This is a genomic window from Streptomyces sp. NPDC059832 (genome assembly GCF_042731715.1).
GTDB lineage: Bacteria > Actinomycetota > Actinomycetes > Streptomycetales > Streptomycetaceae > Streptomyces.
Genome location: NZ_JBHWIY010000001.1, coordinates 127139 through 147215, shown reverse-complemented (window position 1 = coordinate 147215; position 20077 = coordinate 127139). Strand labels below are relative to the sequence as shown.

The following is a 20077-nucleotide window of genomic DNA, read 5'->3' as shown; positions in this document are numbered from 1 at the left end:
ATTCCCTCTCTGGATCCTGTACAGATGCTGTCCGCAGTCGCTAGAGGACCACTGGAGACTCCGCGTACCGCTTGGCGTGGGTCAGGGTCGCGGTGCTGTTGCGGCCGAGCGCCTCGCGTACGTACCGCCGCGCCCTCGCGAGGTCCGCGCCCGCGCCCAGTACTCGTTCCACGGCCTCCTCCCGGAGGACGACGCTGTGCCGGGAGGTGGCGACGGTGGTCCCCGCGGGGCCGGGTGCCACCGTCCAGACGCCGGTGTGGGCCGACATGAGGGCCGGGGTGACGGTCTGCTTGTAGACGATCCGGGCGGCTTCGGGGAAGCAGACCCGCACCGACTCGGTGGTGTGCGAGGAGCCGTCGGCGGTGAGCGTCTCCATCGACATGACCTGGACGCCGGCCGGCTCCTCGGTGAGGTCGAGGCGCGAGACGTGCGGCAGCCGGTCGGGCCACCGCCCGGCCTGCTCCAGGAACGCGTACACGGCCTCCGGCGGGGCGTCGACCGTCACCGAGTCCTCGAAGGACAGCACCAGCGAGTCCAGCCGCGCCCACTGCCGGGCCAGGGCCGCGATCCCGGCAAGTTCGGCCCGGCTGTTGGTGTCGGTGGCCCGCTCGACCCAGGCGACGTCCTCGGGGCGGTCACCGGCCACCGAGAAGTCGTGGAGCAGGGTGAGCCGCGAGGTCTCGGTCCCCACTGGCTCGACGATCCAGGTGCCGGTCATCGACGACAGCGGGGCCGCCGGGATCTCCTGGCGGAACTCGATCCGCCGGGCCACCGCGTCCAGTACGCGGCGGGAGGTCCAGGACTTCACCCGGCCGTTCGCCGTCGCCCACATGCGCAGCCGCTCGTGCGTGCCGTCGAACTCCAGCCGGTCCACGTGCACGTTCGGCGGGAAGTACAGCGGCCACTGGGTCGCGTCCGCGATCAGCCCGTAGACCACCCCCGCGGGCGCCGCCACCTCGGTCCCGTGGACCGTGCGGTGGATCCGCCCGCCGTGCGTCGTCCGTTCGTCCGTCATCGTCGGCCTCCCGCTCATCAGAAGTTGCCCAGCCCGCCGCAGACGTTGAGTGCCTGGGCCGTGATCGACGCGGCGAGGTCCGTCGTCAGATAGCCGACCAGCCCCGCCACCTCCTGCGGTGTCGAGTAGCGCCCGAGGGGGATCTTCGCCTCGAACCGCTCCAGCACCTCCTCGTCCGTGGTGCCCCAGGCGGCCGCGTAACCGGCCCGCACCCGCTCGGCCATCGGCGTCTCGACGTAGCCGGGGCAGACCGCGTTGACGGTGATCCCGGCCGGGGCGAGCTCCTTGCCCAGCGCCTTCGTGAAGCCGACGACGGCGTGCTTGGAGGCCGAGTAGGGGGCGCCCAGCAGTACGCCCTGTTTGCCCGCCGTGGAGGCGATGCTGATGATCCGTCCGTGGCTGCCCGCCGCCGCTGCCTCGGTCATCCCGCCGTGCTTGAGCACCTCGCGGGTGAGCAGGAAGACGCTGTTGAGGTTGGTGTCGATGACGTCGTACCAGAGCTCGTCGCTGATGTCGGCGGTCGGACCGCCGCCGCTGCGGCCGGCGTTGTTGACCAGGACCGTGATCGGCCCGTACGCCGCGACGGCCGCCGCGACCAGGGACCGCACCTGCTCCTTGGAGCGCACGTCGGCGGCCGTGCCGGACACCTCCAGGCCGTCGGCCCGCAGCTTTCCGACGGTCTCCTCGACCGCCTCGGCGGTACGGGCGCACAGGAACACCCGGTGTCCGCGGGTGGCCAGGTCCCTGGCCACCGCCAGGCCGATGCCGCTCGTGGCGCCGGTGACCAGCGCCACCGGGCTCTCGGGTGCCGCCGTCGATGCCGTCATCGGGGTGCCTCCAGTTCTGGGGTCGGAGCCTCGACCGTGTCCGGAACCGCTTGAGGAACGCCGGACGAGTGCTGGAGACCGCGCCGGGTACGGACCGGCCCCGGAACCTCTCGTCCGGACCGGGCAACGGATCCGAGCGGGGACAGGGCCCGCTCCAGTTCGTGCCGGGTCAGCCGGGCGCCGCCGCTCGCGACGTAGCCGTCGGGGCGGATCAGCAGCCAGCCGCCCGCGTACAGGCCCATCGACCCGCGCAGCCGCCCGCGCGGGTCGTCCAGCGGATCCGGACCCGTGGCATCGCCCGCGGCACGCATCGTCCGTACGGAGAGCCAGGGCGCGCGACCGGTGGCCGCGTCCGCCGCGACCAGGTCCGCTTCCGGTCCCCCGCCCGCCGCGTACAGCAGGGTCCACCGGGTGTCGCACAGTTCGGCGCGCAACTCCTCCGCCCCGGGGTCACCGGGCGGCCGTGCGGCGACGGCCGCCGCGGCCCGGCTGCCCGGGGGGATTCCCCGGCCGGAGCCCGGGGTGGTGAGCGAACTCCCCGGATAGCCGATCCGCAGCCCGGACAGCCCGCCGAGCACCTTGCGCTGGATGGCCCGGCGCAGCGGCGCCACCCGGCGCACGACGCCGAAGACGACCGGCAGCATGACGCCGGCCAGGGCGTTCTTGAACTGGACCAGGAAGGTCGCCGTGCGGGTGGAGCCGAGCAGTGCCCTGCCGATGGGGACGCGTTCCTCGTCGTAGGTGCTGAGCAGTTCGCGACCGGCGTGGCCCTGGGCGACCATGGCGAGTTTCCAGGCCAGGTTGTAGGCCTCCTGGATACCGGTGTTCATGCCCTGTCCGGAGGCGGGGCTGTGGACGTGGGCGGCGTCCCCGGCGACGAAGCAGCGGCCGTCGTGCATGCGCGGCACCATGCGCTGCTGGAAGGTGAAGACGGAGGACCAGTCGGGTGCGCCGACGGTCACCCGGTGGCCGAGTCCGGCGCCGAGCTTGGCGCCGAAGCGGGCGGCGGCCCGCGCGGGGTCGGCACCGGGGCGGGGCGCGGTGTCGAGCAGCCGCCAGCGTCCCTCGTCCTGGTAGGGGACCATCATCAGGGCCTGCCCGCCGGTGTGCACCCAGTAGATGCTGTCCTGCGGGAGCTCGGTGGTGACCGTCGCGTCGGCGAGTTCCCAGGTCTCGCTGGACTCGCCGATCAGTGGCAGCCGCAGCTCCTTGCGTACGGTGCTGTGGCCGCCGTCGCAGCCGACCAGCCACGGGACGTCGTACTCCTCGGTGCTGCCGTCGGCGTGCTCCAGACCCGCTCGGACGCCGTGCCGGTCCTGGGTGAGGCCGGTGAGCCGGACGCCCCATTCGACGGTGACGCCGAGCCGGGCCACCGCCGCGCGCAGCACCTCCTCGGTGCGGGTCTGCTCGATGATGACGGTGTACGGGTAGCGGGTCGGCATCGTCCGGTAGTCGGCGTTCAGCCGGACCAGGCGGTTTCCCCCGGCGTACATCGTGAACGCCCGGTTGTGGCGCCCGCGTTCGAGTACCGGCTCCACCACTCCCATCTGGTCGAAGGTCTCCAGCGTGCGCGGGTGGACCGCGACCGCCCTGCTGGTGGGCGCGGGCCCGGGGGCCGCGTCGATCAGCCGTACGCGCAGGCCCCGGCGGGCCAGCTCGTGGGCGGCGGTCAGCCCCACCGGGCCGGCGCCCACGACGAGTACGCGCTCCATGTGGTTCATGCGGCGGCCTCCTCGGCTGCACGGGTACTCAACTGCTGGCGCAACACGCGCCGTTCCGGCTTTCCGACGGGGGTGCGCGGGACCGCGTCGAGCACTTCGGCGCGGTGGATCCGTTCGTACGGTGCGAGGCGTTCGTTGGCCCGTTCGACGATGGAGTCCACCACCGCTGTCAGGCCGGGGGCGGCCGAGTCGCGCAGGACGATGCCCGTCCAGACCACCGCTCCGTGGACGTCGTCGGGCCAGCCCGCGGCGATGCAGTCGGTGACCCGGGGGTCCTCCCCGAGGACCGCCTCGACGGCGCTGGGCGAGACGAGTTCGTTGTCGTGCTTGAAGATGTCGCCGAGCCGGTCGACGAGGAACAGCTGCCCGTCCTCGTTCAGATGGCCGACGTCCCCAGTGGAGAACCACCCGTCGGCGTCCACGGGCCCCGGCCCCGAATCGTCCAGATACCCGGCCATCACCTGCGGCCCGCGGATCTGCACCTCTCCGGTGGCGTGGGCGCCCAGCACCTGGCGGGTGTCGAGGTGCACGATCCGGCACTCGGTCCCAGGCACCACCCCACCAACCCCACCGACCGCACCCGGCCCGTACGGGCTCTGGCAGTGGGAGAGCGGGGAGAGCTCGGCCATCCCGTACCCCTGCACGACGGGTACGCCGATGTGCCCGCTCAGCACCCGGGCCGCCGTGGGCGCGAGCGCGGTGCCGCCGGACAGCACGACCGTCAGCCGCGCCCCGCCGGGCGCCCCTCCCCCGTCCGCGAGGAGCCGCTCGTCCCTGGCCAGGCGGTGCAGGCGCGCGGGTAGCCCGTAGTAGTGAGTGGCCCCGACTTCTGCCGCGTACCGCAGCGAGGCCCACGGGTCGGGGTCGGCACACAGCACCTGCTCGGCGCCCGCGTACATCGCCGAGTTGAGGTGCATGACGTGGTAGAGCGGCAGGTGGTTGAGGGTGACGGAGTCGCTGCCGAGGTGGTGGGCGGCGGCGGTCTGGGCGGCGTTGGCGACCAGATTGCGGTGGCTGAGCCGGACGCCCTTGGGCCGGCCGGTGGTTCCGGTCGTGAACTGGACGCAGACGTCGGCGTCGAGATCGGTGGCGAGGGCGGGCAGCGGGCGTCGGCCGGGTACGGAGTCCAGCGCGGCCCGGAGCGGCACGGCGTCGGAAGGCACGATCCCCTCGGACGCGTCGGTGACGACGACGGTACGCAGGGCGGGCAGCCGGTCGGCCAGTTTCACCAGCAGTTCGGCGGTGGCCGTGGGCACGAACGCCACCTCGACGGCCGCCGAGGCCAGGACGTGTTCCAGGCCCTCCGCCCTGAGCAGCGGATTGACCAGCACGACCGTGTTCCCGCTGCGCGCCGTCCCGTAGTACGCGGCGGGAAAGACCGCGTCGAGGGTATTGGCCACGCCGACGCGCGCGCCGCGCAGGCCGAGGGTGTGTTCGAGGTAGGCGGCGATGCGGTCGGCCCGGTCATCGAGCTCCTCGAAGGTGACCGGACCGGCGGCCGTGCGCAGGGCGCAGCCCGCCGGGTCGCGTACCGCGGCCTGCCGAAGCAGGCCGTCCAGCCGGATTCTCGGGTACACGAACGTCGGCATGGTGCTGTCCTCCTGGCTCCCGAAGCGAGTGAACGCTTCGAAAGCTTTGGCGGGGGCGCTTGAGGAATCTTCGAAGGCCGCTCGATCTTCGGGGCAGAAGCTGTCCGGAACCGACGGAACGGAGTCAGCCCATGACCGTGCTCGCCGCCGAGCGGCACCACGTGAGCCCGCCGGATCAGCAGCCCGGCCAGTTCGGCCTGCTGTATGCGGAGGTCCAGCAGTTCTACGCCCACCAGATGCAGCTGTTCGACTCCTTCGCCGCGCAGGAGTGGGCGGGCACGTTCACCCCGGACGCCGTGTTCGACGTACCGACGCTGCCGCAACCGGTACGGGGCCGGGAGGAGCTCGCCGCGAACGTGCGGCGCAACGCGGAGGCGCAGGCACGCAGCGGCGAGCAGCTGCGCCACTGGCTGGGCATGGTCGACGTCCAGCCACAGCCCAACGGGACACTGCGCACCCGTGCGTACGCGCTGGTGTACCTGACCCCGAAGGGCGGGGAGGCCCGGGTGCACCGGGTGTGCGTCATGGAGGACACCCTCGCGCGCTCGCGCGGCGACTGGCGGGTCGTCCACCGGCTCGTGACCCGCGACGACCTGGCGTGACCCGGGCGGCCGGGGCGCAGATCGAGCGTGGCCCGATCGGACCCACCGGCCCCGGCGGCATCACCGAGCCCGGCTGTGCTCGGTCTGCCGCCGGACCGCCGCCGCTCATGACCCGCTACGCCCCTGCCCGACATCGGCCGCTCCCTGAGCGACGGGACCCGCCCTCTGCACCAACTCGCCGCCGACCACGAGACACCCAAAGGGAACAACGAGCGCATCCGCCACCTGGTTCGATCCGGCCCAACGCCTCGGCCCTCAAGAAGGTCCTGGACGGCCTCCTCGCTGATCTGGAGTAAGAGCGTCCGGCTGGGACGGGCATCCAGACCGGGAGCGGCGCCCGACGCCCCGGGGCCGCGACGGGGAACGCCGAGCTGGGCCTGCCGTGGGCTGGCTCAACGACCTCGCGGACCCCTGAATGGCACGTTCCTGAACGGGGTCCCGGGATTCCGGGTGATCTGGATCATCGGCGGGGGCGGCGGCACGCAGCGCCGCTTCGACCCGGCGGTTGCTGGTCATGGTCGCGGTGATGGCGGTCATGGTGAGGAGGAGGCCGGCGGCGGTGTAGAGCGGGGCGCGTACGTCGTAGCTGGTGGCCAGCCAGCCGCCGAGGAAGGCGCCGAACGGGGCGGCGCACATGGCGAGCATGCGGGAGGTGGAGGCGACCCGGCCCATCAGGTGGGCGGGGACGATCGCTTGTCGGAGGGAGGGGCCGAGCACCATCGTGGCGCCCATGCCCGCTCCGCAGACGGCGAGCGCGAGGCCGGCGACGTACGGGTTCGGGGCGGCGGCAAGGCCCAGGATGGCGAGTCCCTCGACTGCGGCCGTGCAGGTCAGCGCGGTGCCGGTGCCGAGTCGTCGGCCGAGGAAGGAGGCGATGCCCGCGCCGAGCAGACCGCCGGTGGCCTCCGCCGTGAGGAGCAGGCCGAAGCCGAAGGTGCCGATGCCGAGACGGTCGTGCGCGAAGAGGGCGAGTACGGTCTCCACGGCGAGGAAGGCGATGTTCCCGACCGCCGGACGCAGCGCGAGCCCGAGCAGCAGTTGATCCCGGAAGACGTACGAGGCGCCGGCCCGCGCCTGCCGCAGCAGCGACTCGCGGGCCTGCAGTGCGGGCCGGGGTGCGGCGGGCAGTGACCGTACGAGCAGTGCGGAGAGCGCGAACGAGACCGCGTCGGCGAGCAGCGGAACCGCCCGTCCGAGCGTGAGCAGGGCACTGCCCGCGGGCGGCCCGGCGAAGCCGGACGCGGCGGTCTGGGTGCCGCGCAGGCGGGAGTTGGCGCGCTCCAGGAGCGCGGGGTCGCGGCCGAGCAGATCCGGCAGATAGGCCGTGGCGGCCGTGTCGAAGAAGAGCCCGCCGAGGCCGAGGAGGAAGGCGACGGCCGCGAGCAGTGGAATGCTCAGCACGTCGAGCGCGGTCGCTGCCGCCGGTATCGCCAGCAGCACCGCACGCGCCGCGTCCGTGACCCACATCGTGCGCCGGCGGTCCCAGCGGTCCACCAGCGCACCGCCGAGCACCCCGAAGAGCAGCCACGGCAGCGTTCCGGCGGCCGTGACGACGGCGAGCGCCATCGGATCCCGCGTCAGCGTCAACGCGAGCAGCGGCAGCGCGGCGTGCGTCACCCCGTCACCGAGCGAGGAGATCGTCTGCGCAGTCCACAGCCGCCCGAACCCGGTCGGCAGCTTCCGGACGCCTGAGGTCACTTGGCGTCCCCTTCGGCCTGCTCGCGCGATGCCGGGTGGAACAGCGCGAAGACGAGTGACGCGTCCGGCAGCGACGGATCGGACAGCTCGCGGTACTCGTCCGCCAGTGCCTGCAGCCGCGCCCCCAGCTCCGCGAACTGCTCCTCGGTGAGCCGCAGATGCGCCATCCGCACGTGCCGCTCGCCATCCGCGGGCGCTGCCTCCAGGTCCGCCACCGCGTGCCGCATCAGCACATCCGGCCCTCCCTCGCCCGGATCCGGCAGCACGATCGCCCGCGCGGCCATCGCGTAGTACCGCTCGGTGACCCCCCGGACCTTGCGCGTCCGCACCACCTTCACCAGGCCGGCCCGTTCGAGCAGCCGTACGTGGTAGCTGGAACTCCCCTTCGCAAGGCCCACTCGCTCGGCGATCTGCGTGATCGTCGCGGGCTCGAAGCGGAGCACAGCCATGATCCGGTGGCGCGTGAGACTGGAGACGGCGCGCAGCTGCTCGTCAGTGGTGACGTGCAGCGTCTCGGGAACATCATCGGTAGGCATGCCCCTAATGGTCAACACTTCTTGACCATTAGGCAAGGGGGTTGTTCGGGCGTCCGAAATCGCCTGTCCAGCACGTGAGGCCTTCGCTCCGTCGCGGAAGCTCAGCCGGACCGCCCGCTCTGCGGCTGTGTCCGGGATCTCCCGGCAGCGGGATGCCTCGGTGCAGCGGATGCGGTCGACGATCAGCTCGCTGCTCGGGGAGAATCGGCCGCCATGTGGAAGAACAGAGCCATGATGCTCACCCTGCTGATGTCAAATGTCGTGCTGCTGACGCTCCTGGTCGCTACGTACATGCCGTCCGAGGGTGATGTTGCGATAGGCAAGGCCGCCCCCCGAGATGCGACTGTCAACCTTCCTGAACTCAAGGATGGGGCAATCCTGGCCGCGAATCAGTGGCCGGACGCGTGCTCGTTCGTGAACCAGGAGGAGATCAAGGCGATCTTCCCTGGCGCCAAGGACATCGAACAGGAGAGCCGTCCGATCAGCGCTCTGTCGATCAAGGACTTCGCTGCCGACTCCTCGTGGAAGGAGAGTGACAGGTCCAAGTCCGGCCAGTGCCTCTACAGCATGCGCCTTCCGGGCGAGACCTACGCCGCTACCCAGTTCTGGTTCCGCATCGAGGCCGTGGCCGACCCCAAGCTGATTGTCGGCTACGAAGATCGCCTCGTGTCAGGAGCCAATACCAACCAGGGTGCACAGGGCGCGGATCACTGCGTCATCACCGGTACTTACGAGGGAAGTTGGAACTGCCGCAAAGGTCCGCTGCTGTTCACCGTGGGCGGGCAGAGCAGCGTGACCTTCAAGGGCGAGTCGGCCCCAGCACCTTTCGTCTGGCGGGACGATGTGCTCCCTGAGTTCGTCCGGACCATCGCCGCGAAGATCAAATAGCTTCCCCAGGAGCGCAGGCGGCTCGTCACCGAAACCGCGAACCGGCTGGCCGATGAACTGCTGTCACAAGGAACCCTCGACTGGCTGCGCACCGCCCTGAGCGAGGGAAGAAGTAACCCCACCGCCCCTGGTACCTGAACGGAAGAGCCGGGGCGTAATGCCCATTTTGACCTCGCCCGCTCGACCGTCATGTACGTGAGGTCAATGAGCACCGCTCTGCTCCTCGGAGCCGCTCAGGTTGCGCGGCGCAGGGGGATGACGACGTCCTCGCCTGTGCTTTTCACGCTGAGCCGGCAGTAGCTGATGTGCGCGAGCCGGTCGGATTCTTCCAGCCAGCCGGCCTCGATGACCTGGCGCCGGGTCCGGGAGAGCCTGCCCTGATCTCAGGAACTGGGTGCACGACGCTGAGAACTGGGTGCCAGATCGTCAGAACCTGATGAAAAATGCGTTTTTGCGCCTGGTGCTGCGCAGGGTCAAGGAGATCCGGTGCCGTAGGCCACCTTGTGGGTGATCAGCGCGCCCAGCCGGGTGCGGGTCACCAGGGTCGCGGCGCGGGCGCGCAGGAAGCCTGCGACGGGGTTGCCGCCGCCGAACATGGCCTTCGCCTGCATGCGCTGCATCCGGTGGACCGATGCCGCCGCCGGGCCGCGCAGCCGGGCGTAGGGGGCCAGGCGCTCGCGGGTCGGCTGTCCGGCGGCGAGTGCGTCGAGCAGGACGGGGTGCAGGGCCGCCGCGTCCTGGAGAGCCAGGTTGATGCCCTGGGCGCCGATGGGGCCGTGGGTGTGGGCGGCGTCGCCGATGAGGACGAGCCCGTCGCGCACCCATTCGCGGGCGTGTGCGGCGAACACGTCGAGCAGGGTGAGGTCGTTCATCGACCTGATCTGATCGTGCAGCAGGTCCTTGAACTGCGGCAGCGCACCGCCCAGTTCCGCCCGGATGTCGTCGATCCCGCGCCGTGCGACCTGGCGCCAGCCGCCGTGCGGCAGGGTCCAGCCGACGCGCAGCCGGTCGGGGTGGGTGTCGTGGACGAGTACGGCGCTGCCGGCCGCGCGGTGCACGCGTACCCGTCCGGTCTCCCGGCCGGGCGCGCGCAGCGAGAACCACGCCACGTCGTGCGCGAAGGACTCGGAGCGCCCCGCTTCGATCCCGGCCAGCGCGCGTGTCTTCGAGAACCGCCCGTCTGCGCCGACGACGACCCGGGCCCCGATGGTGACCCGGGTGCGGTCGGGGCCGTTCGCGAAGATGCCGGTGCAGGGGCTGCCCGGACGGCGCTCGCGCAGGGCGGCGATCCGGTGGCCCTCCAGCAGGGTGAATCCGGGCAGGCGGCGGCAGGCCGCGAGGAGTTCGCCCAGCAGGTGCGGCTGGGGCAGGGCCAGCAGGCAGTCGTACGGGGCGGGCAGCCGGGAGTAGTCGATGTCCAGGAGCACCCGCTCCCGTTCCAGCACCTGGAAGCCGCCCAACCGCGCGGCCCCGCGTGCCCGTGCCGCGTCGAGCACCCCGAGCTCGTCGAGGACCCGCTGGCCGCCGGGCTGCAGGATCTCGCCGTGGAACGTACGGCGCAGCGCGGTGGAGCGCTCGACGAGCGTCACCCGGACTCCGGAGCGCAGCAGCATGAGGGCCAGGGCGAGGCCCGCGGGCCCCGCCCCGACGATGCAGACGTCGGTCTCGGCTGCTTCCGTGCGGATGTCGGCCCCGGGCGCTTCCATCGGTTCGCCGGCCGTCCGCTCAGACCGCGACACGGGCGGCGAGCGCCTCGTTGACCATCGTCAGGAACAGCCGAGGGGTGTCGGCCTCGTCCAGCGCCTCCTCGTCGAGGAGCACCCCGTACTCCCGCTCGATGTGGCCGACGGTCTGCAGGAAGGCGAGCGAGTCGTAGCCGAGCTCCAGCCAGTTCAGGTCGAGGACGTCGCCGTCGAGGTCGACGCCTTCCTCCTCGCCCGCGCACTCGCGCAGGATGCGGGTCAGGTCGCTGAGTCCGAGCCGGTCCATGGGTGCCTCTTCTCCTCAGTGGTGCGGTTTCTCGGTGGTTCTTTGTGGTTCTTCGGTGGTGCGGTCTCTCGGTGGTTCTTCGGTGCGGGACCGGTCAGGCGGTGGCTTCGGGGGCCCGGACGACGACGGCGGAGTTGAAGCCGCCGCGCCCGCGGGCCAGCACCAGCGCGGTACGCAGCGGCAGCCCCATTCCAGGGCTGGGGGCTCCGGTCACCAGGTTCAACAGGCAATCGTCCGCCGGGAGTTCGGTGCCGGTCGTCGGCGGGATGATCTGGTCGCGCAGGGTGAGCAGGGCGGCGGCCACATCGAGGGACGCGCCGCCCGCCGCCAGCCGCCCGGTCATCGACTTGGGCGCGGTGACGGGCACCCCGCGCGGGCCGAAGAGCGCGGTGATCTCCTCCGCCTCGACGCGGTCGGCCGTACGCTCGCCCGCGGCGTCGGCGAAGACGACATCGACCTCGTCAGGGTGCAGGCCCGCGTCGGCGAGGGCGAGTTCCGCCGCCGCGCCGAGTCGGCAGACCCCGTCGGAGTCGAAGGTGGCGGCATGCCCGGCGAGCGTGCCGTACACCGGGGCCCCGCGCCGCCGCGCCTCCTCGGCTTTCTCAAGGATGAGGAGGGCGCCGCCCTCGCCCACGACATGACCGCTCGCGTCCTCGGAGAACGGCAGGTAGGCGCGTGCCGGGTCCGCCCGGTCGGAGAGCCCCCCGCCCGCGACATAGGCAGCCCAGCCCCACGGACACAGTGCGGAGTCGATGCCTCCGGTGACCACGAGCCGGGCGCCCTTGCGGATCTGGCGGCGGGCGTGCGCCATGGCGTCGAGGCCGCCGGCCTGCTCGGAGACGATCACCCCGGAGGCTCCGCGCAGGCCGTGCCGGATGGAGATCTGGCCGCTGTTGACAGCGTAGAACCAGGCGAAGGACTGGTACGCCGAGACGTGCCGGCCGCCCTTGCTCCACAGCGCCTCCAGCTCCCGCTGGCCGAACTCGAAGCCGCCGAAGGAGTTGGCGGTGACCACGCCCGCGGCGTGGTCGGGCAGTTGCGCCGGGTCGGCTCCGGCGTCGTCGAGCGCCTCCTTGGCGGCGGCGAGCGAGAGCCGGGTGACCCGGTCGGTCTGCGGCAGCAGCCTGCTGGGGACATGGTCGCCGTCGACGAATCCGGGCACCTCGCCGGCCAGCTTCACCGGATAGCCGCCCGCGTCGAACCGGGACAGCGGACGAATGCCACTCTCACCGCGCAGGGTGGCCGCCCACCACGCCTCGGTGCCCAGGCCGTTGGGGGCGGCGACGCCGATCCCGGTGATGACGGCCTCGGCGGTGCGGGCTGCGGTGCCGGTGGCGGATTCGGTGCGGTCACGGGGAGCGATGACAGTGGTCATGCGGCTGCGCCCTCCAGGCTCGGGCTGGTCAGGATCATCGCGCTCTGGAAGCCGCCGAAGCCGCTGCCGACGGTCAGTACCGCGTCGGTGCGCAGTCGGCGTGCGGTGAGCGGGGTGTAGTCGAGGTCGCAGGCCGGGTCGGGCTCGTGCAGGTTCGCCGTCGGCGGGACCGTGTCGTGCTCGATGGCCAGGGCGCAGGCGGCCACTTCGAGGGCCCCGATCGCGCCGAGCGAGTGCCCGATCATCGACTTGATGGAGCTGACGGGGACCTCGTGGGCCCGCTGTCCGAGGCTGCGCTTGAATGCCTCGGTCTCGTGCTTGTCGTTCTGCTTGGTGCCGGAGCCGTGCGCGTTGATGTAGTCGATGTCCGCGGGCAGCAGCCGCGCCTCGTCGAGCGCGGCGGTGATCGCGGCGGCCATCTCGACCCCGTCGGGCCTGAGCCCGGTCATGTGGTACGCGTTGCTGCGCGAGGCGAAGCCGGAGATCTCGGCGTAGATGTGCGCGCCGCGGCTGCGGGCGTGCTCGTACTCCTCGATGACGAGGACGGCGGCCCCCTCCCCCAGGACGAACCCGTTGCGGGTGTGGTCGAAGGGCCTGGAGGCGGTTTCCGGTTCGTCGTTGCGGGTGGAGGTGGCGCGGATGGCGTCGAAGCAGGCGGCCGTGATCGGGGTGATGGGTGCCTCGGCCGCACCGGTGACCATCACGTCGGCGCTGCCCTCGCGGATCAGGTCCACGGCGTGCCCGATCGCGTCGAGACCGGAGGTGCAGCCGGTGGACACCAGCGCCACGGGCCCCTGGGCACCTGCCGTACGGGCCACCTCGGCCGCCATGGAACTGGGTACGAAGTAGTCGTACAGGTGGGGCACGGCCCTGGTGTGGTCGACGAGGGTCCGGGTGCCCCGCTCGCTGACGACCCCGTACTCGGCGTCGAGTCCGGTGGTGCAGCCGAGCGCGCTGCCGAGGGTGACGCCGGTGCGCGTGGCGTCGTACGCGCCGGCCAGCCCACTGTCCGCCAGCGCCTCCCGGGCGCTGACGACGGCGAACTGGGCGGCGCGGTCCAGCCGCCCGGCCTGCTCGGCGGTGAGCCCGGACTCCTGCGGGTCGAAGTCCGCCTCGGCGGCGATCCGGGAGCGGAAGCCGGAGGCGTCGAAGAGCGTGATGGCGCGGGTGGCCGTACGGCCCTCGGTCAGCAGCGCCCAGAATTCCTTGGTGCCCGGACGGCCCGGGGCCACGACCCCGATGCCGGTGATGACGACTCGTCTCATCGCCCTACCCCTGTCCTGTCTGGTCGCGGTGGCCGCGCAGCACGATGCGGGCGGCCCGGCCGAGCATCCGGGGCAGTTCGCCACCCCGTACGAAGAAGTGGCCGCCGGGCACGGTCCGCCGGACGAACCTCCCGGTGGTCCAGTGGTTCCAGCCCGCGACGGCCTCGGCACCGGCGAGGGGGTCCTCGCGGCCGGCGACCGCGAGCAGCGGTACGGGCACGGGGCCCGGTGCCGCCGGTCCGTTGACGGCGGCACGAAGGCTCCGGGCGAGCCGCAGATCGGCGCGGAGCACCGGGAACACCGACCGGAACCACACGTCTCCCAGCCGCACTCCGGGCGGCAGCGCGCCGAACCCGTCCAGTACGCGCAGCAGTTCCTCGTCGGGCAGTTCGGCGGTGTCCATGAGCGCGGCCGGTGCGTGCGGCGGCGGGCAGGCCCCGACGGCGAGCAGTGCGGGCATCGGCAGCCCGGTCCTGTGCAGTTCCTGGGTGACCGTGAGGGCGACCATCGCGCCGAGGCTGTGCCCGTAGAGCATGTACGGCTCCGCCGGGTCCTCGGCTATCCGCTCGAAGAGGGGCCCGAGGTCGGCAAGGAGTTCCTCGCGTCCGCTCAGCCGGGGTTCGCGGCGCCGTTCGTCCCGTCCCGGCAGCGGCCGGGCCGAGGTCCGCACCGCACCGCCGGCGGCCTTGTCCCAGCGGTGGAACGAGGACACTCCGGCCCCTGCGTGCGCGAAACAGTGCAGCCGCAGGGTCTGTCTGCCGCCCATCGCCACCTCCCCGGAACCGCCACGTCGGCCTCCACCCTCACCGAACTCGCTCGAGACGGGCTCGAACGGGTCCTGCGGGGTGCGAGGCCGCGCTGCGGCGGGACGGTGGGGCGGCCCTGGCTGCGGTCCGGGTCAGGCCGCGTAGAGGTCGAACGTCGATCCGCGGCGCGGCCCCGCCATCACGTCCAGCGCGGGATCGACCGTCAGCATCGCCTGGTGCAGGCGCTGCAGCTGGGGGGACGGCTCCACACCCAGTTCGTCCGTCAGCCGGCCGCGCAGCCTGCGATAGACGTCCAGGGCCGTGGCCTGACGGCCGGAGCGGTACAGCGCGACCATGGCCTGCGAGTGCAGCCCCTCGTGTTGCGGGTGCCGGGCGATCAGTTCGGTCAGTTCGGCGATGACCTCGGCGTGGCGGCCGAGCCGGAGATCCGCGTCGATGCGCCGCTCGATCGTCACGAGCCGGCTCTCCTCCAGCCGCATGACCTCGATCTCAAGGATCGGTCCGACCCGGACGTCGACCAGCGCCTGGCCGTTCCACAGTCCGAGAGCCTTGCGCAGCAGCTCGGCCGCGCGCTCGTCGTTCCCCGTCTCGAACGCGCTCTGTCCCTCGGCCACGAGACTGTCGTACGCGTGGACGTCCACGGAGTCCGGCGGTATCTGGAGCAGATAGCCGCCGTGCCGCGTCGCGAGCACGTCCTTGGCGTTGCCCGGAGCGCCCGGCCCCATGGCCGTGCCGAGTCTTCTGCGCAGTTGCAGGATGTATGTCTGCAGGGTGGTGAGCGCGCTCTGCGGAAGTTCGGTGCCCCAGATCTCCTCCATGAGGGTCTGTACGGGCATCACCCGCCCCGGGTACAGCGCGAGCAACGCCAGAATCTGGCGCGGCTTGCCGGCCGTCGGAACAATCGAGCCCCCGTTGACCTCGGCACTCAACGGACCCAGAACCTGAATCTTCACGGTCTCCTCCGTAATTCGTCGAGTTCCCATCGATTTTCAGCCTTCGACTTCCCGAACAGTAGCGGGACGCAGGGCAATGTCCCGAAATTCTCAAGCCGGTGTCGAGCGGCCCTCCGCCGCCGCTGACCGCGGACCGGAAAAGCGCTGGTGAATTCCGTTCGGGGGGTGAGGAACGACCGTCCGACGGGGGTTGCGGGCCCGGATTCCGGGTGCCGGCGGGGACTCAGGCGAGACACTCCGGGGGGCGGCCGTGGTACGCGGCCATCTCCGCGAAGAGGGCCGGGACGTCCAGCGGCGAGCCCTCGGGCAGACCCTGCTCCTCGGCGTATCCGCGGTGCAGGTTGGGGAGCAGGCGCTCGCTGTCGAGCAGGTGGGCGTACGGGCCGGGGCCGGTGGTCCGGGCCAGGTCGAGCGGGGTCGCCCCGGCCGCGGTGCCCTCCTTGGCCAACTGCTGGATCCGGCGCAGATAGGCCTCGTTGACGTCGAGGATCTCCGGTCCGCCGACCGGCCCGTGACCGGGGACGACCGTCGTGGCGCCCAGGGCGCGCAGCTGCTCCAGGGCGCGCAGCGATCCGGCGACGGAGCCCATGACACAGAACGGCGTGACGCCGTTCATCACGAGGTCGCCGGTGAACAGCACGCCCTGGTCGGGCAGCCAGACGACGGTGTCGTCGGTGGTGTGGGCGGCCGGGCCGATGTGGATGAGCTCGGCCCTGATCGCGCCCACGTGGAGCGTCGTGCGGTCCCGGAAGGTCAGTTCGGGCGGAGTGATCTCGATGTCGCCCCAGCACACGTCCGGCCACAGGCCGGCCATGTGCAGCCCCGCCGCACCGACCATGGTGCGCGTCCGCTCGTGACCGATGGTCAGGGCTTCGGGGAAGACGAAGTTGCCGTAGGTGTGGTCGCCGTGGAAGTGCGTGCTGACCACGGCGCGCGGCGGGCGCGGCGCCAGTTCGAGGGCGGCCCGGCGCAACCGGCGGGCCCGGCTCTCGGTGGCGGCGGTGTCGACGAGCGCGCTGTGGCCGCCGTCGGTGAGGATGCCCGCGTTGTTCAGGCACCAGCCGCCCGCGTGCTGGACGTACGCATGGACGCCCTCGGCCACTTCGGTGACGGTGGTGGCATGCACGGGACACCTCTTTCTTCGTCATCGGCGGGCCACGGCGGGGCCCGCCGATGATCCGGAATCCGAATTCACGCTAACCGGATCCCGGATTATTCCTTCCTCCGTCTCGACCGACCTTCAAGTCCTTTTCCGGCACCTATTCGGAATTACTCAAGCGGAATACGCCACCGTATTCACCACGGGTACAGGGGTGATGTTCCGGCCACAGCGCGAAAGACCGGGCCCTCAGACGCCGACGGTTTCCTGAAGCACCAGGCGGCGCGGTGCGGCGCGGCCCCAGGGGAACCCGTGGTGCAGGTGGACGGCCGGCACGTGCCCGGCGTCGACCTCCACCGCCACCGCCGCAAGCGCCTCGGGCACCGGCTCGATCTCCAGGAACCGCCAGCACGCGGCCGAGTCGTCGGCGGGCGGCCGGAAGGCGAGCACGCCCCGGTCCTCGGCCAGGGTGAACGCGAAGGAGTCGAAGGGCAGTCCGAGCCCCAGCCCGCGCGCCTTGGAGTACGCCTCCTTCAGCGTCCACAGGCGCAGCGCGCGCCGGTCCCGCGACCGCCCGGGGGCCGCACCGGCGATCCAGGTCTGCTCCTCGGGGGAGAACGTGGCGATGATGTTGTCCAGACCGCGTTCACCCCGGTCCAACCGCTCGACGTCGACGCCGATGCGCAGCCCGCGCGAGACGCCGAGCAGGTTGTACGCGTTGGCGTGCGAGAGGTTGAAGTCCAGTGCGGCACCGCCACGCGGCAGGCCTCCGGCGGGCGTCTGGATGAACGGCCGCCCGCGCGAGGAGCGCCAGATGACCGCCTCGGCCTCGGGGATGCCGGTCTCCAGTGCCAGCACCCGGCGCACCAGGGCGTGGGCGACGAGGTACTGGCGGCGGTCGCGTTCGAAGAGGAAGCGGCCCGCCACCTCCTGTTCGTTCTCGTCCAGCCAGTGCGAGGCCAGGGTGGCGGCGATCCCGGGCGTGAGCTCGTCGTTGGGGCAGAACCACAGATTGACGGGGCCCGGCTCGGATGTGCCCGGCTCCGCCGGGCGGCCGGGGCTCAGCACGGTCATGCCGGGTCCTCCTCGCCGCCCAGCCAAAGCGGGACGCGCAGGAACGCGGACGCGGGCAGCGGCACGACCACGGCGCCCGCCCCATGGGCCCGTTCCAGGGCGGCCCAGTCGACGTCGAGCCCGGACAGCCACAGGCCGCACAGCTGGTGCAGCCGCCCGGCCTGCCACAGCGCGGCGAGATACCCGTCCGTCTCGGGTGCACCGGCCAGCCCCAGCGGATCGGCACCGCCGTCCCGCAGATCGGCGCAGGGCGCACCGTCCCGCACGAACTGCCCCAGAACCCGCACCAGTTCACGGGTGTCGCCGACGACGGCCGCGAACCGGCAGTCCATGGCGGACCGGCCGGTCCGCAGAGCCCGCGCGAGCGCCCCGAGCGGCGGCACCGGCCCCGGACCGCCGAGCAGTTCCGCGAACCGCTGTGCGGTGGCGGCCAGATGGTCGGGGGTGGGAGCGGACAGGACGAACAGCTCACCGGCCCCGGCCGTCGCCGAATCCATGTCCACTGCCGTGTCCGTGCACGTCGCCGTCGCCGAATCCACGTCCGCTGCCGTGTCCCCACCGGCCGGGAGGTACTCCTCCAGGATCACGTGCGCGTCCGCGCCGCCCGCCCCGAGCGCGCCGACGCCGATACGGCGGGGCGCCGCGTCCTCGCGCTCCCAGGCCTCGGCCTCGGCCCGTCGCGGACCGGGCGCCAGTACCTGGTGGCGCAGCTGGAGAACCGCCCGGGTGAGCGAGGCCGCCCCGGTGGCCGCGCCGGCCGCGCCGACGAGCGCGCGTACGGCTCCGGCGTCCTCCCGTACGACGGCGGCCGAGGCGTCCACGCCAGCCGCGCGCAGAGCCGCCTGCGGCACCCGCTGTGCGGCGGCGTGCGCCGGGTCGGCTCCGGTGGTCCGGGACCGGCGGCCGGGGCCCGGGGCCGAGGAGTCCGGTGCGACGTGGCCCACGGCGCTGCCGCGGACCAGGCAGTGGACGCTGTCACCGTCGGCCAGGGCCCGTGCCAGGGGCTTGAGGAGCAGTACGCCGACGCCTTCGCCCGCGCCGGGGCGCCGACTGGACGGGTGCAGGAGCAGCTGGACGCCACCCACGAGCGCGGCGGCGCATTCGCCCCGGTGCAGGGCGGCGAGCGCGAGATGGAGAGCAACGAGCACGGAGGACTGCTCGGTGTCCACCGACTGGCTGGGGCCGGTGAGACCGAGCAGCGAGGAGAACCGGTTGGGCAGGCTCCACCGGCCGCCGCGGGGCATCGGCCGGGGCCGCTCCGGCGTCCACGTACGGGCCGCGAGCAGCGCGTAGTCACCGCTCCCGGCTCCGGTGAACACGCCGACGCTGCGTGGCGTCCCGTCCGCGGCGGTCAGGGCGTCCAGCCGGCCGCCGGTGCATCCGGCGTCCTCAAGGGCCTCCCACGCGGTCTCCAGGAACAGCCGCTCCTGGGGGTCCATCAGGGCAGCCTCGCGCACGTCGATCCCGAAGAACTCCGGATCGAAGTCCTGTACGCGCTCCAGGTAGTGGCCGATCTCGCCGCCGGGCCGTCCGGGCGGCGGCGCCGAGGCGCTGCCGTGCCCGGCGCGTACCCGGTGCCAGAAGGCGGCGAGATCGGGCGCGTCCGGGTAGCGCCCGGCCATCCCGACCACGGCGACCGGCTCGACGACCGGCTCGACGGGGGCGGGGTCGACACGGTCGGCGACCGGCCCCTCTACGACTTCCAACTCAGGCCAGTTGTCCGGCAGTTGGAGGACCACCGGCGCCGGACCGGTGGCGGCGACACCGACTGCACCGATCGCGCCGGTCAGCAGCGCGGCCGCCTGGGCCCGGTCCAGATGGCCGTTCTTGAACCGGGTCAGGACTTCCTTCTCGTCCATCGGGACGCGCTCCTTATGGGGGTGAAACAGCTTCAGCCACGGCGGGCGAGCAGCACGACTGCCTCGTCCACGGTGAGCCGGTCGTCGCGGATCGCGTCCAGCAGGACGTCGACGTCGCCGCGGAACGGCGGCCGTGCGGCGGGCACCGGGACCGGTGCCCGGACGGGGCCGGCGTCCCGCGCGAACGCGCCCGTGCGGGTCGCGATGTACGCCGCCACGGCGGCCAGGTTGGGGTGTTCGTACAGCAGCACCGAGCGCTCTCGGAGTCCGAAGGTGCGGTTGACCGCAGCGATGAACTCCGCGGCCACGATGGAGTCCATGCCGAGCACGTTGAAGGCGGCGGTGGTGTTGATGTCCCACGCGTCACAGCACAGGATCGCCGCGAGCTGCTCGCGCAGCACCTCCGCGATCCGCGTCGCCGCGTCAGGAGCGGGGGCCGCGCCAGGAGCGGCGGCCATGGCAGCCGCGACGGGAGCGGCGGCGAAGGCGGCAGCCGGAGGATCGGCGAGCGCGGCCGGCGCGGCAGGAGCGGGGGCCGCGCCGCCCCTCACCCGCCTGACCTCCTGGGCGAAGGACGCCGGGGTCGGGTAGTCGTACAGGTCCGTCGCGCGCACCTGGAGTCCGTACCGTCCGTTGACGACGGCCACGAACTCCACGACCAGCAGCGAATCGAGGCCCAGGGACGGGAAGGTCTGGTCGGGATCGATCTTCTCCGGCTTGACCCGCAGGACGTCGCCGAGCACCCCGATGAGGTCCGTCAGCACATCCGCGGGATGTTCAATCGTCATCGCAGGCTCCTCCAAGCCGTCGGTGGCACACG

At 72.4% G+C, this 20077-nt stretch carries 18 protein-coding genes; 2 read left to right on the top strand and 16 right to left on the bottom strand.

The features are described 5' to 3' along the window. Positions 1-40 precede the first annotated feature (40 nt). Genes ACFV8T_RS00675 through ACFV8T_RS00660 form a run of 4 tightly spaced genes read right to left on the bottom strand, consistent with a single transcriptional unit; the run spans position 41 to position 5152 of the window. A complete protein-coding gene (locus tag ACFV8T_RS00675; protein WP_385322994.1) occupies positions 41-1015 on the bottom strand; it encodes an aromatase/cyclase in 975 nt (324 codons plus the stop codon). Between the two features lie 17 nt (positions 1016-1032). Then, positions 1033-1842, bottom strand: coding sequence for an SDR family NAD(P)-dependent oxidoreductase (locus ACFV8T_RS00670; protein WP_385322993.1), 810 nt, complete (start codon positions 1840-1842; stop codon positions 1033-1035). After that, the gene (locus ACFV8T_RS00665; RefSeq protein ID WP_385322991.1) at positions 1839-3563 is read right to left on the bottom strand and encodes an FAD-dependent oxidoreductase; all 1725 of its coding nucleotides are present in this window, start codon (positions 3561-3563) and stop codon (positions 1839-1841) included. The genes ACFV8T_RS00670 and ACFV8T_RS00665 overlap by 4 nt, the downstream gene beginning before the upstream one ends. Continuing rightward, positions 3560-5152, bottom strand: coding sequence for a class I adenylate-forming enzyme family protein (locus ACFV8T_RS00660; RefSeq protein WP_385322989.1), 1593 nt, complete (start codon positions 5150-5152; stop codon positions 3560-3562). Before ACFV8T_RS00660 ends, ACFV8T_RS00665 begins: the two co-directional genes overlap by 4 nt. Positions 5153-5283: 131 nt before the next feature. Between ACFV8T_RS00660 and ACFV8T_RS00655 the strand changes: the two genes are divergently transcribed. Further along, positions 5284-5754 (top strand): nuclear transport factor 2 family protein, encoded by a 471-nt coding sequence (locus tag ACFV8T_RS00655; RefSeq protein WP_385322987.1) that lies wholly within the window; start codon positions 5284-5286, stop codon positions 5752-5754. Between the two features lie 255 nt (positions 5755-6009). On the opposite strand, the gene ACFV8T_RS00650 is transcribed toward ACFV8T_RS00655, so the two are convergent. Next, entirely contained in the window at positions 6010-7452 is a 1443-nt protein-coding gene (locus ACFV8T_RS00650) for an MFS transporter (protein ID WP_385322985.1), read from the bottom strand. After that, positions 7449-7988 (bottom strand): ArsR/SmtB family transcription factor, encoded by a 540-nt coding sequence (locus ACFV8T_RS00645; RefSeq protein WP_385322983.1) that lies wholly within the window; start codon positions 7986-7988, stop codon positions 7449-7451. Before ACFV8T_RS00645 ends, ACFV8T_RS00650 begins: the two co-directional genes overlap by 4 nt. Before the next feature lie 231 nt (positions 7989-8219). Between ACFV8T_RS00645 and ACFV8T_RS00640 the strand changes: the two genes are divergently transcribed. Then, complete coding sequence (locus tag ACFV8T_RS00640; protein WP_385322981.1) at positions 8220-8876, top strand: hypothetical protein; 657 nt, start codon at positions 8220-8222, stop codon at positions 8874-8876. Between the two features lie 473 nt (positions 8877-9349). Here ACFV8T_RS00640 and ACFV8T_RS00635 read toward each other — a convergent pair whose 3' ends face one another. The 10 genes from ACFV8T_RS00635 to ACFV8T_RS00590 form a co-directional block, all read right to left on the bottom strand. Further along, positions 9350-10582, bottom strand: a complete 1233-nt coding sequence (locus ACFV8T_RS00635; protein ID WP_385322979.1) for an FAD-dependent monooxygenase — start codon at positions 10580-10582, stop codon at positions 9350-9352. 19 nt (positions 10583-10601) lie between these two features. Further along, positions 10602-10865: an acyl carrier protein gene (locus tag ACFV8T_RS00630; RefSeq protein WP_385322977.1), complete on the bottom strand. Its 264-nt coding sequence runs from the start codon at positions 10863-10865 to the stop codon at positions 10602-10604. Between the two features lie 94 nt (positions 10866-10959). After that, positions 10960-12240 carry a ketosynthase chain-length factor gene (locus ACFV8T_RS00625; protein ID WP_385322975.1) on the bottom strand — a complete coding sequence of 427 codons (1281 nt, stop codon included), beginning with the start codon at positions 12238-12240 and terminating at the stop codon, positions 10960-10962. Next, a complete protein-coding gene (locus tag ACFV8T_RS00620) occupies positions 12237-13505 on the bottom strand; it encodes a beta-ketoacyl-[acyl-carrier-protein] synthase family protein (RefSeq protein ID WP_385322973.1) in 1269 nt (422 codons plus the stop codon). The genes ACFV8T_RS00625 and ACFV8T_RS00620 overlap by 4 nt, the downstream gene beginning before the upstream one ends. A gap of 4 nt (positions 13506-13509) precedes the next feature. Next, complete coding sequence (locus ACFV8T_RS00615) at positions 13510-14271, bottom strand: thioesterase II family protein (RefSeq protein WP_385322972.1); 762 nt, start codon at positions 14269-14271, stop codon at positions 13510-13512. A gap of 132 nt (positions 14272-14403) precedes the next feature. Continuing rightward, a complete protein-coding gene (locus tag ACFV8T_RS00610; protein WP_385322970.1) occupies positions 14404-15225 on the bottom strand; it encodes a BTAD domain-containing putative transcriptional regulator in 822 nt (273 codons plus the stop codon). A gap of 223 nt (positions 15226-15448) precedes the next feature. Further along, positions 15449-16351 carry an MBL fold metallo-hydrolase gene (locus tag ACFV8T_RS00605; RefSeq protein WP_385322968.1) on the bottom strand — a complete coding sequence of 301 codons (903 nt, stop codon included), beginning with the start codon at positions 16349-16351 and terminating at the stop codon, positions 15449-15451. A 222-nt stretch (positions 16352-16573) separates the two neighbouring features. Beyond that, positions 16574-17398 (bottom strand): 4'-phosphopantetheinyl transferase family protein, encoded by an 825-nt coding sequence (locus tag ACFV8T_RS00600; protein WP_385322966.1) that lies wholly within the window; start codon positions 17396-17398, stop codon positions 16574-16576. Next, the gene (locus tag ACFV8T_RS00595) at positions 17395-19257 is read right to left on the bottom strand and encodes a beta-ketoacyl synthase N-terminal-like domain-containing protein (protein WP_385322965.1); all 1863 of its coding nucleotides are present in this window, start codon (positions 19255-19257) and stop codon (positions 17395-17397) included. Before ACFV8T_RS00595 ends, ACFV8T_RS00600 begins: the two co-directional genes overlap by 4 nt. A gap of 32 nt (positions 19258-19289) precedes the next feature. Continuing rightward, a complete protein-coding gene (locus tag ACFV8T_RS00590) occupies positions 19290-20045 on the bottom strand; it encodes a phosphopantetheine-binding protein (protein ID WP_385322963.1) in 756 nt (251 codons plus the stop codon). Positions 20046-20077 lie beyond the last annotated feature (32 nt).

What these genes read in the sequence shown, in the direction of transcription:
- ACFV8T_RS00640 (WP_385322981.1), top strand. Translation starts at nt 8,220, where the DNA reads ATGATGCTCACCCTGCTGATGTCAAATGTCGTGCTGCTGACGCTCCTG.
- ACFV8T_RS00590 (WP_385322963.1), bottom strand. Translation starts at nt 20,045, where the DNA reads ATGACGATTGAACATCCCGCGGATGTGCTGACGGACCTCATCGGGGTG.
- ACFV8T_RS00635 (WP_385322979.1), bottom strand. Translation starts at nt 10,582, where the DNA reads ATGGAAGCGCCCGGGGCCGACATCCGCACGGAAGCAGCCGAGACCGAC.
- ACFV8T_RS00655 (WP_385322987.1), top strand. Translation starts at nt 5,284, where the DNA reads ATGACCGTGCTCGCCGCCGAGCGGCACCACGTGAGCCCGCCGGATCAG.
- ACFV8T_RS00670 (WP_385322993.1), bottom strand. Translation starts at nt 1,842, where the DNA reads ATGACGGCATCGACGGCGGCACCCGAGAGCCCGGTGGCGCTGGTCACC.
- ACFV8T_RS00645 (WP_385322983.1), bottom strand. Translation starts at nt 7,988, where the DNA reads ATGCCTACCGATGATGTTCCCGAGACGCTGCACGTCACCACTGACGAG.
- ACFV8T_RS00600 (WP_385322966.1), bottom strand. Translation starts at nt 17,398, where the DNA reads ATGACCGTGCTGAGCCCCGGCCGCCCGGCGGAGCCGGGCACATCCGAG.
- ACFV8T_RS00660 (WP_385322989.1), bottom strand. Translation starts at nt 5,152, where the DNA reads ATGCCGACGTTCGTGTACCCGAGAATCCGGCTGGACGGCCTGCTTCGG.
- ACFV8T_RS00630 (WP_385322977.1), bottom strand. Translation starts at nt 10,865, where the DNA reads ATGGACCGGCTCGGACTCAGCGACCTGACCCGCATCCTGCGCGAGTGC.
- ACFV8T_RS00625 (WP_385322975.1), bottom strand. Translation starts at nt 12,240, where the DNA reads ATGACCACTGTCATCGCTCCCCGTGACCGCACCGAATCCGCCACCGGC.
- ACFV8T_RS00620 (WP_385322973.1), bottom strand. Translation starts at nt 13,505, where the DNA reads ATGAGACGAGTCGTCATCACCGGCATCGGGGTCGTGGCCCCGGGCCGT.
- ACFV8T_RS00615 (WP_385322972.1), bottom strand. Translation starts at nt 14,271, where the DNA reads ATGGGCGGCAGACAGACCCTGCGGCTGCACTGTTTCGCGCACGCAGGG.
- ACFV8T_RS00595 (WP_385322965.1), bottom strand. Translation starts at nt 19,257, where the DNA reads ATGGACGAGAAGGAAGTCCTGACCCGGTTCAAGAACGGCCATCTGGAC.
- ACFV8T_RS00675 (WP_385322994.1), bottom strand. Translation starts at nt 1,015, where the DNA reads ATGACGGACGAACGGACGACGCACGGCGGGCGGATCCACCGCACGGTC.
- ACFV8T_RS00665 (WP_385322991.1), bottom strand. Translation starts at nt 3,563, where the DNA reads ATGAACCACATGGAGCGCGTACTCGTCGTGGGCGCCGGCCCGGTGGGG.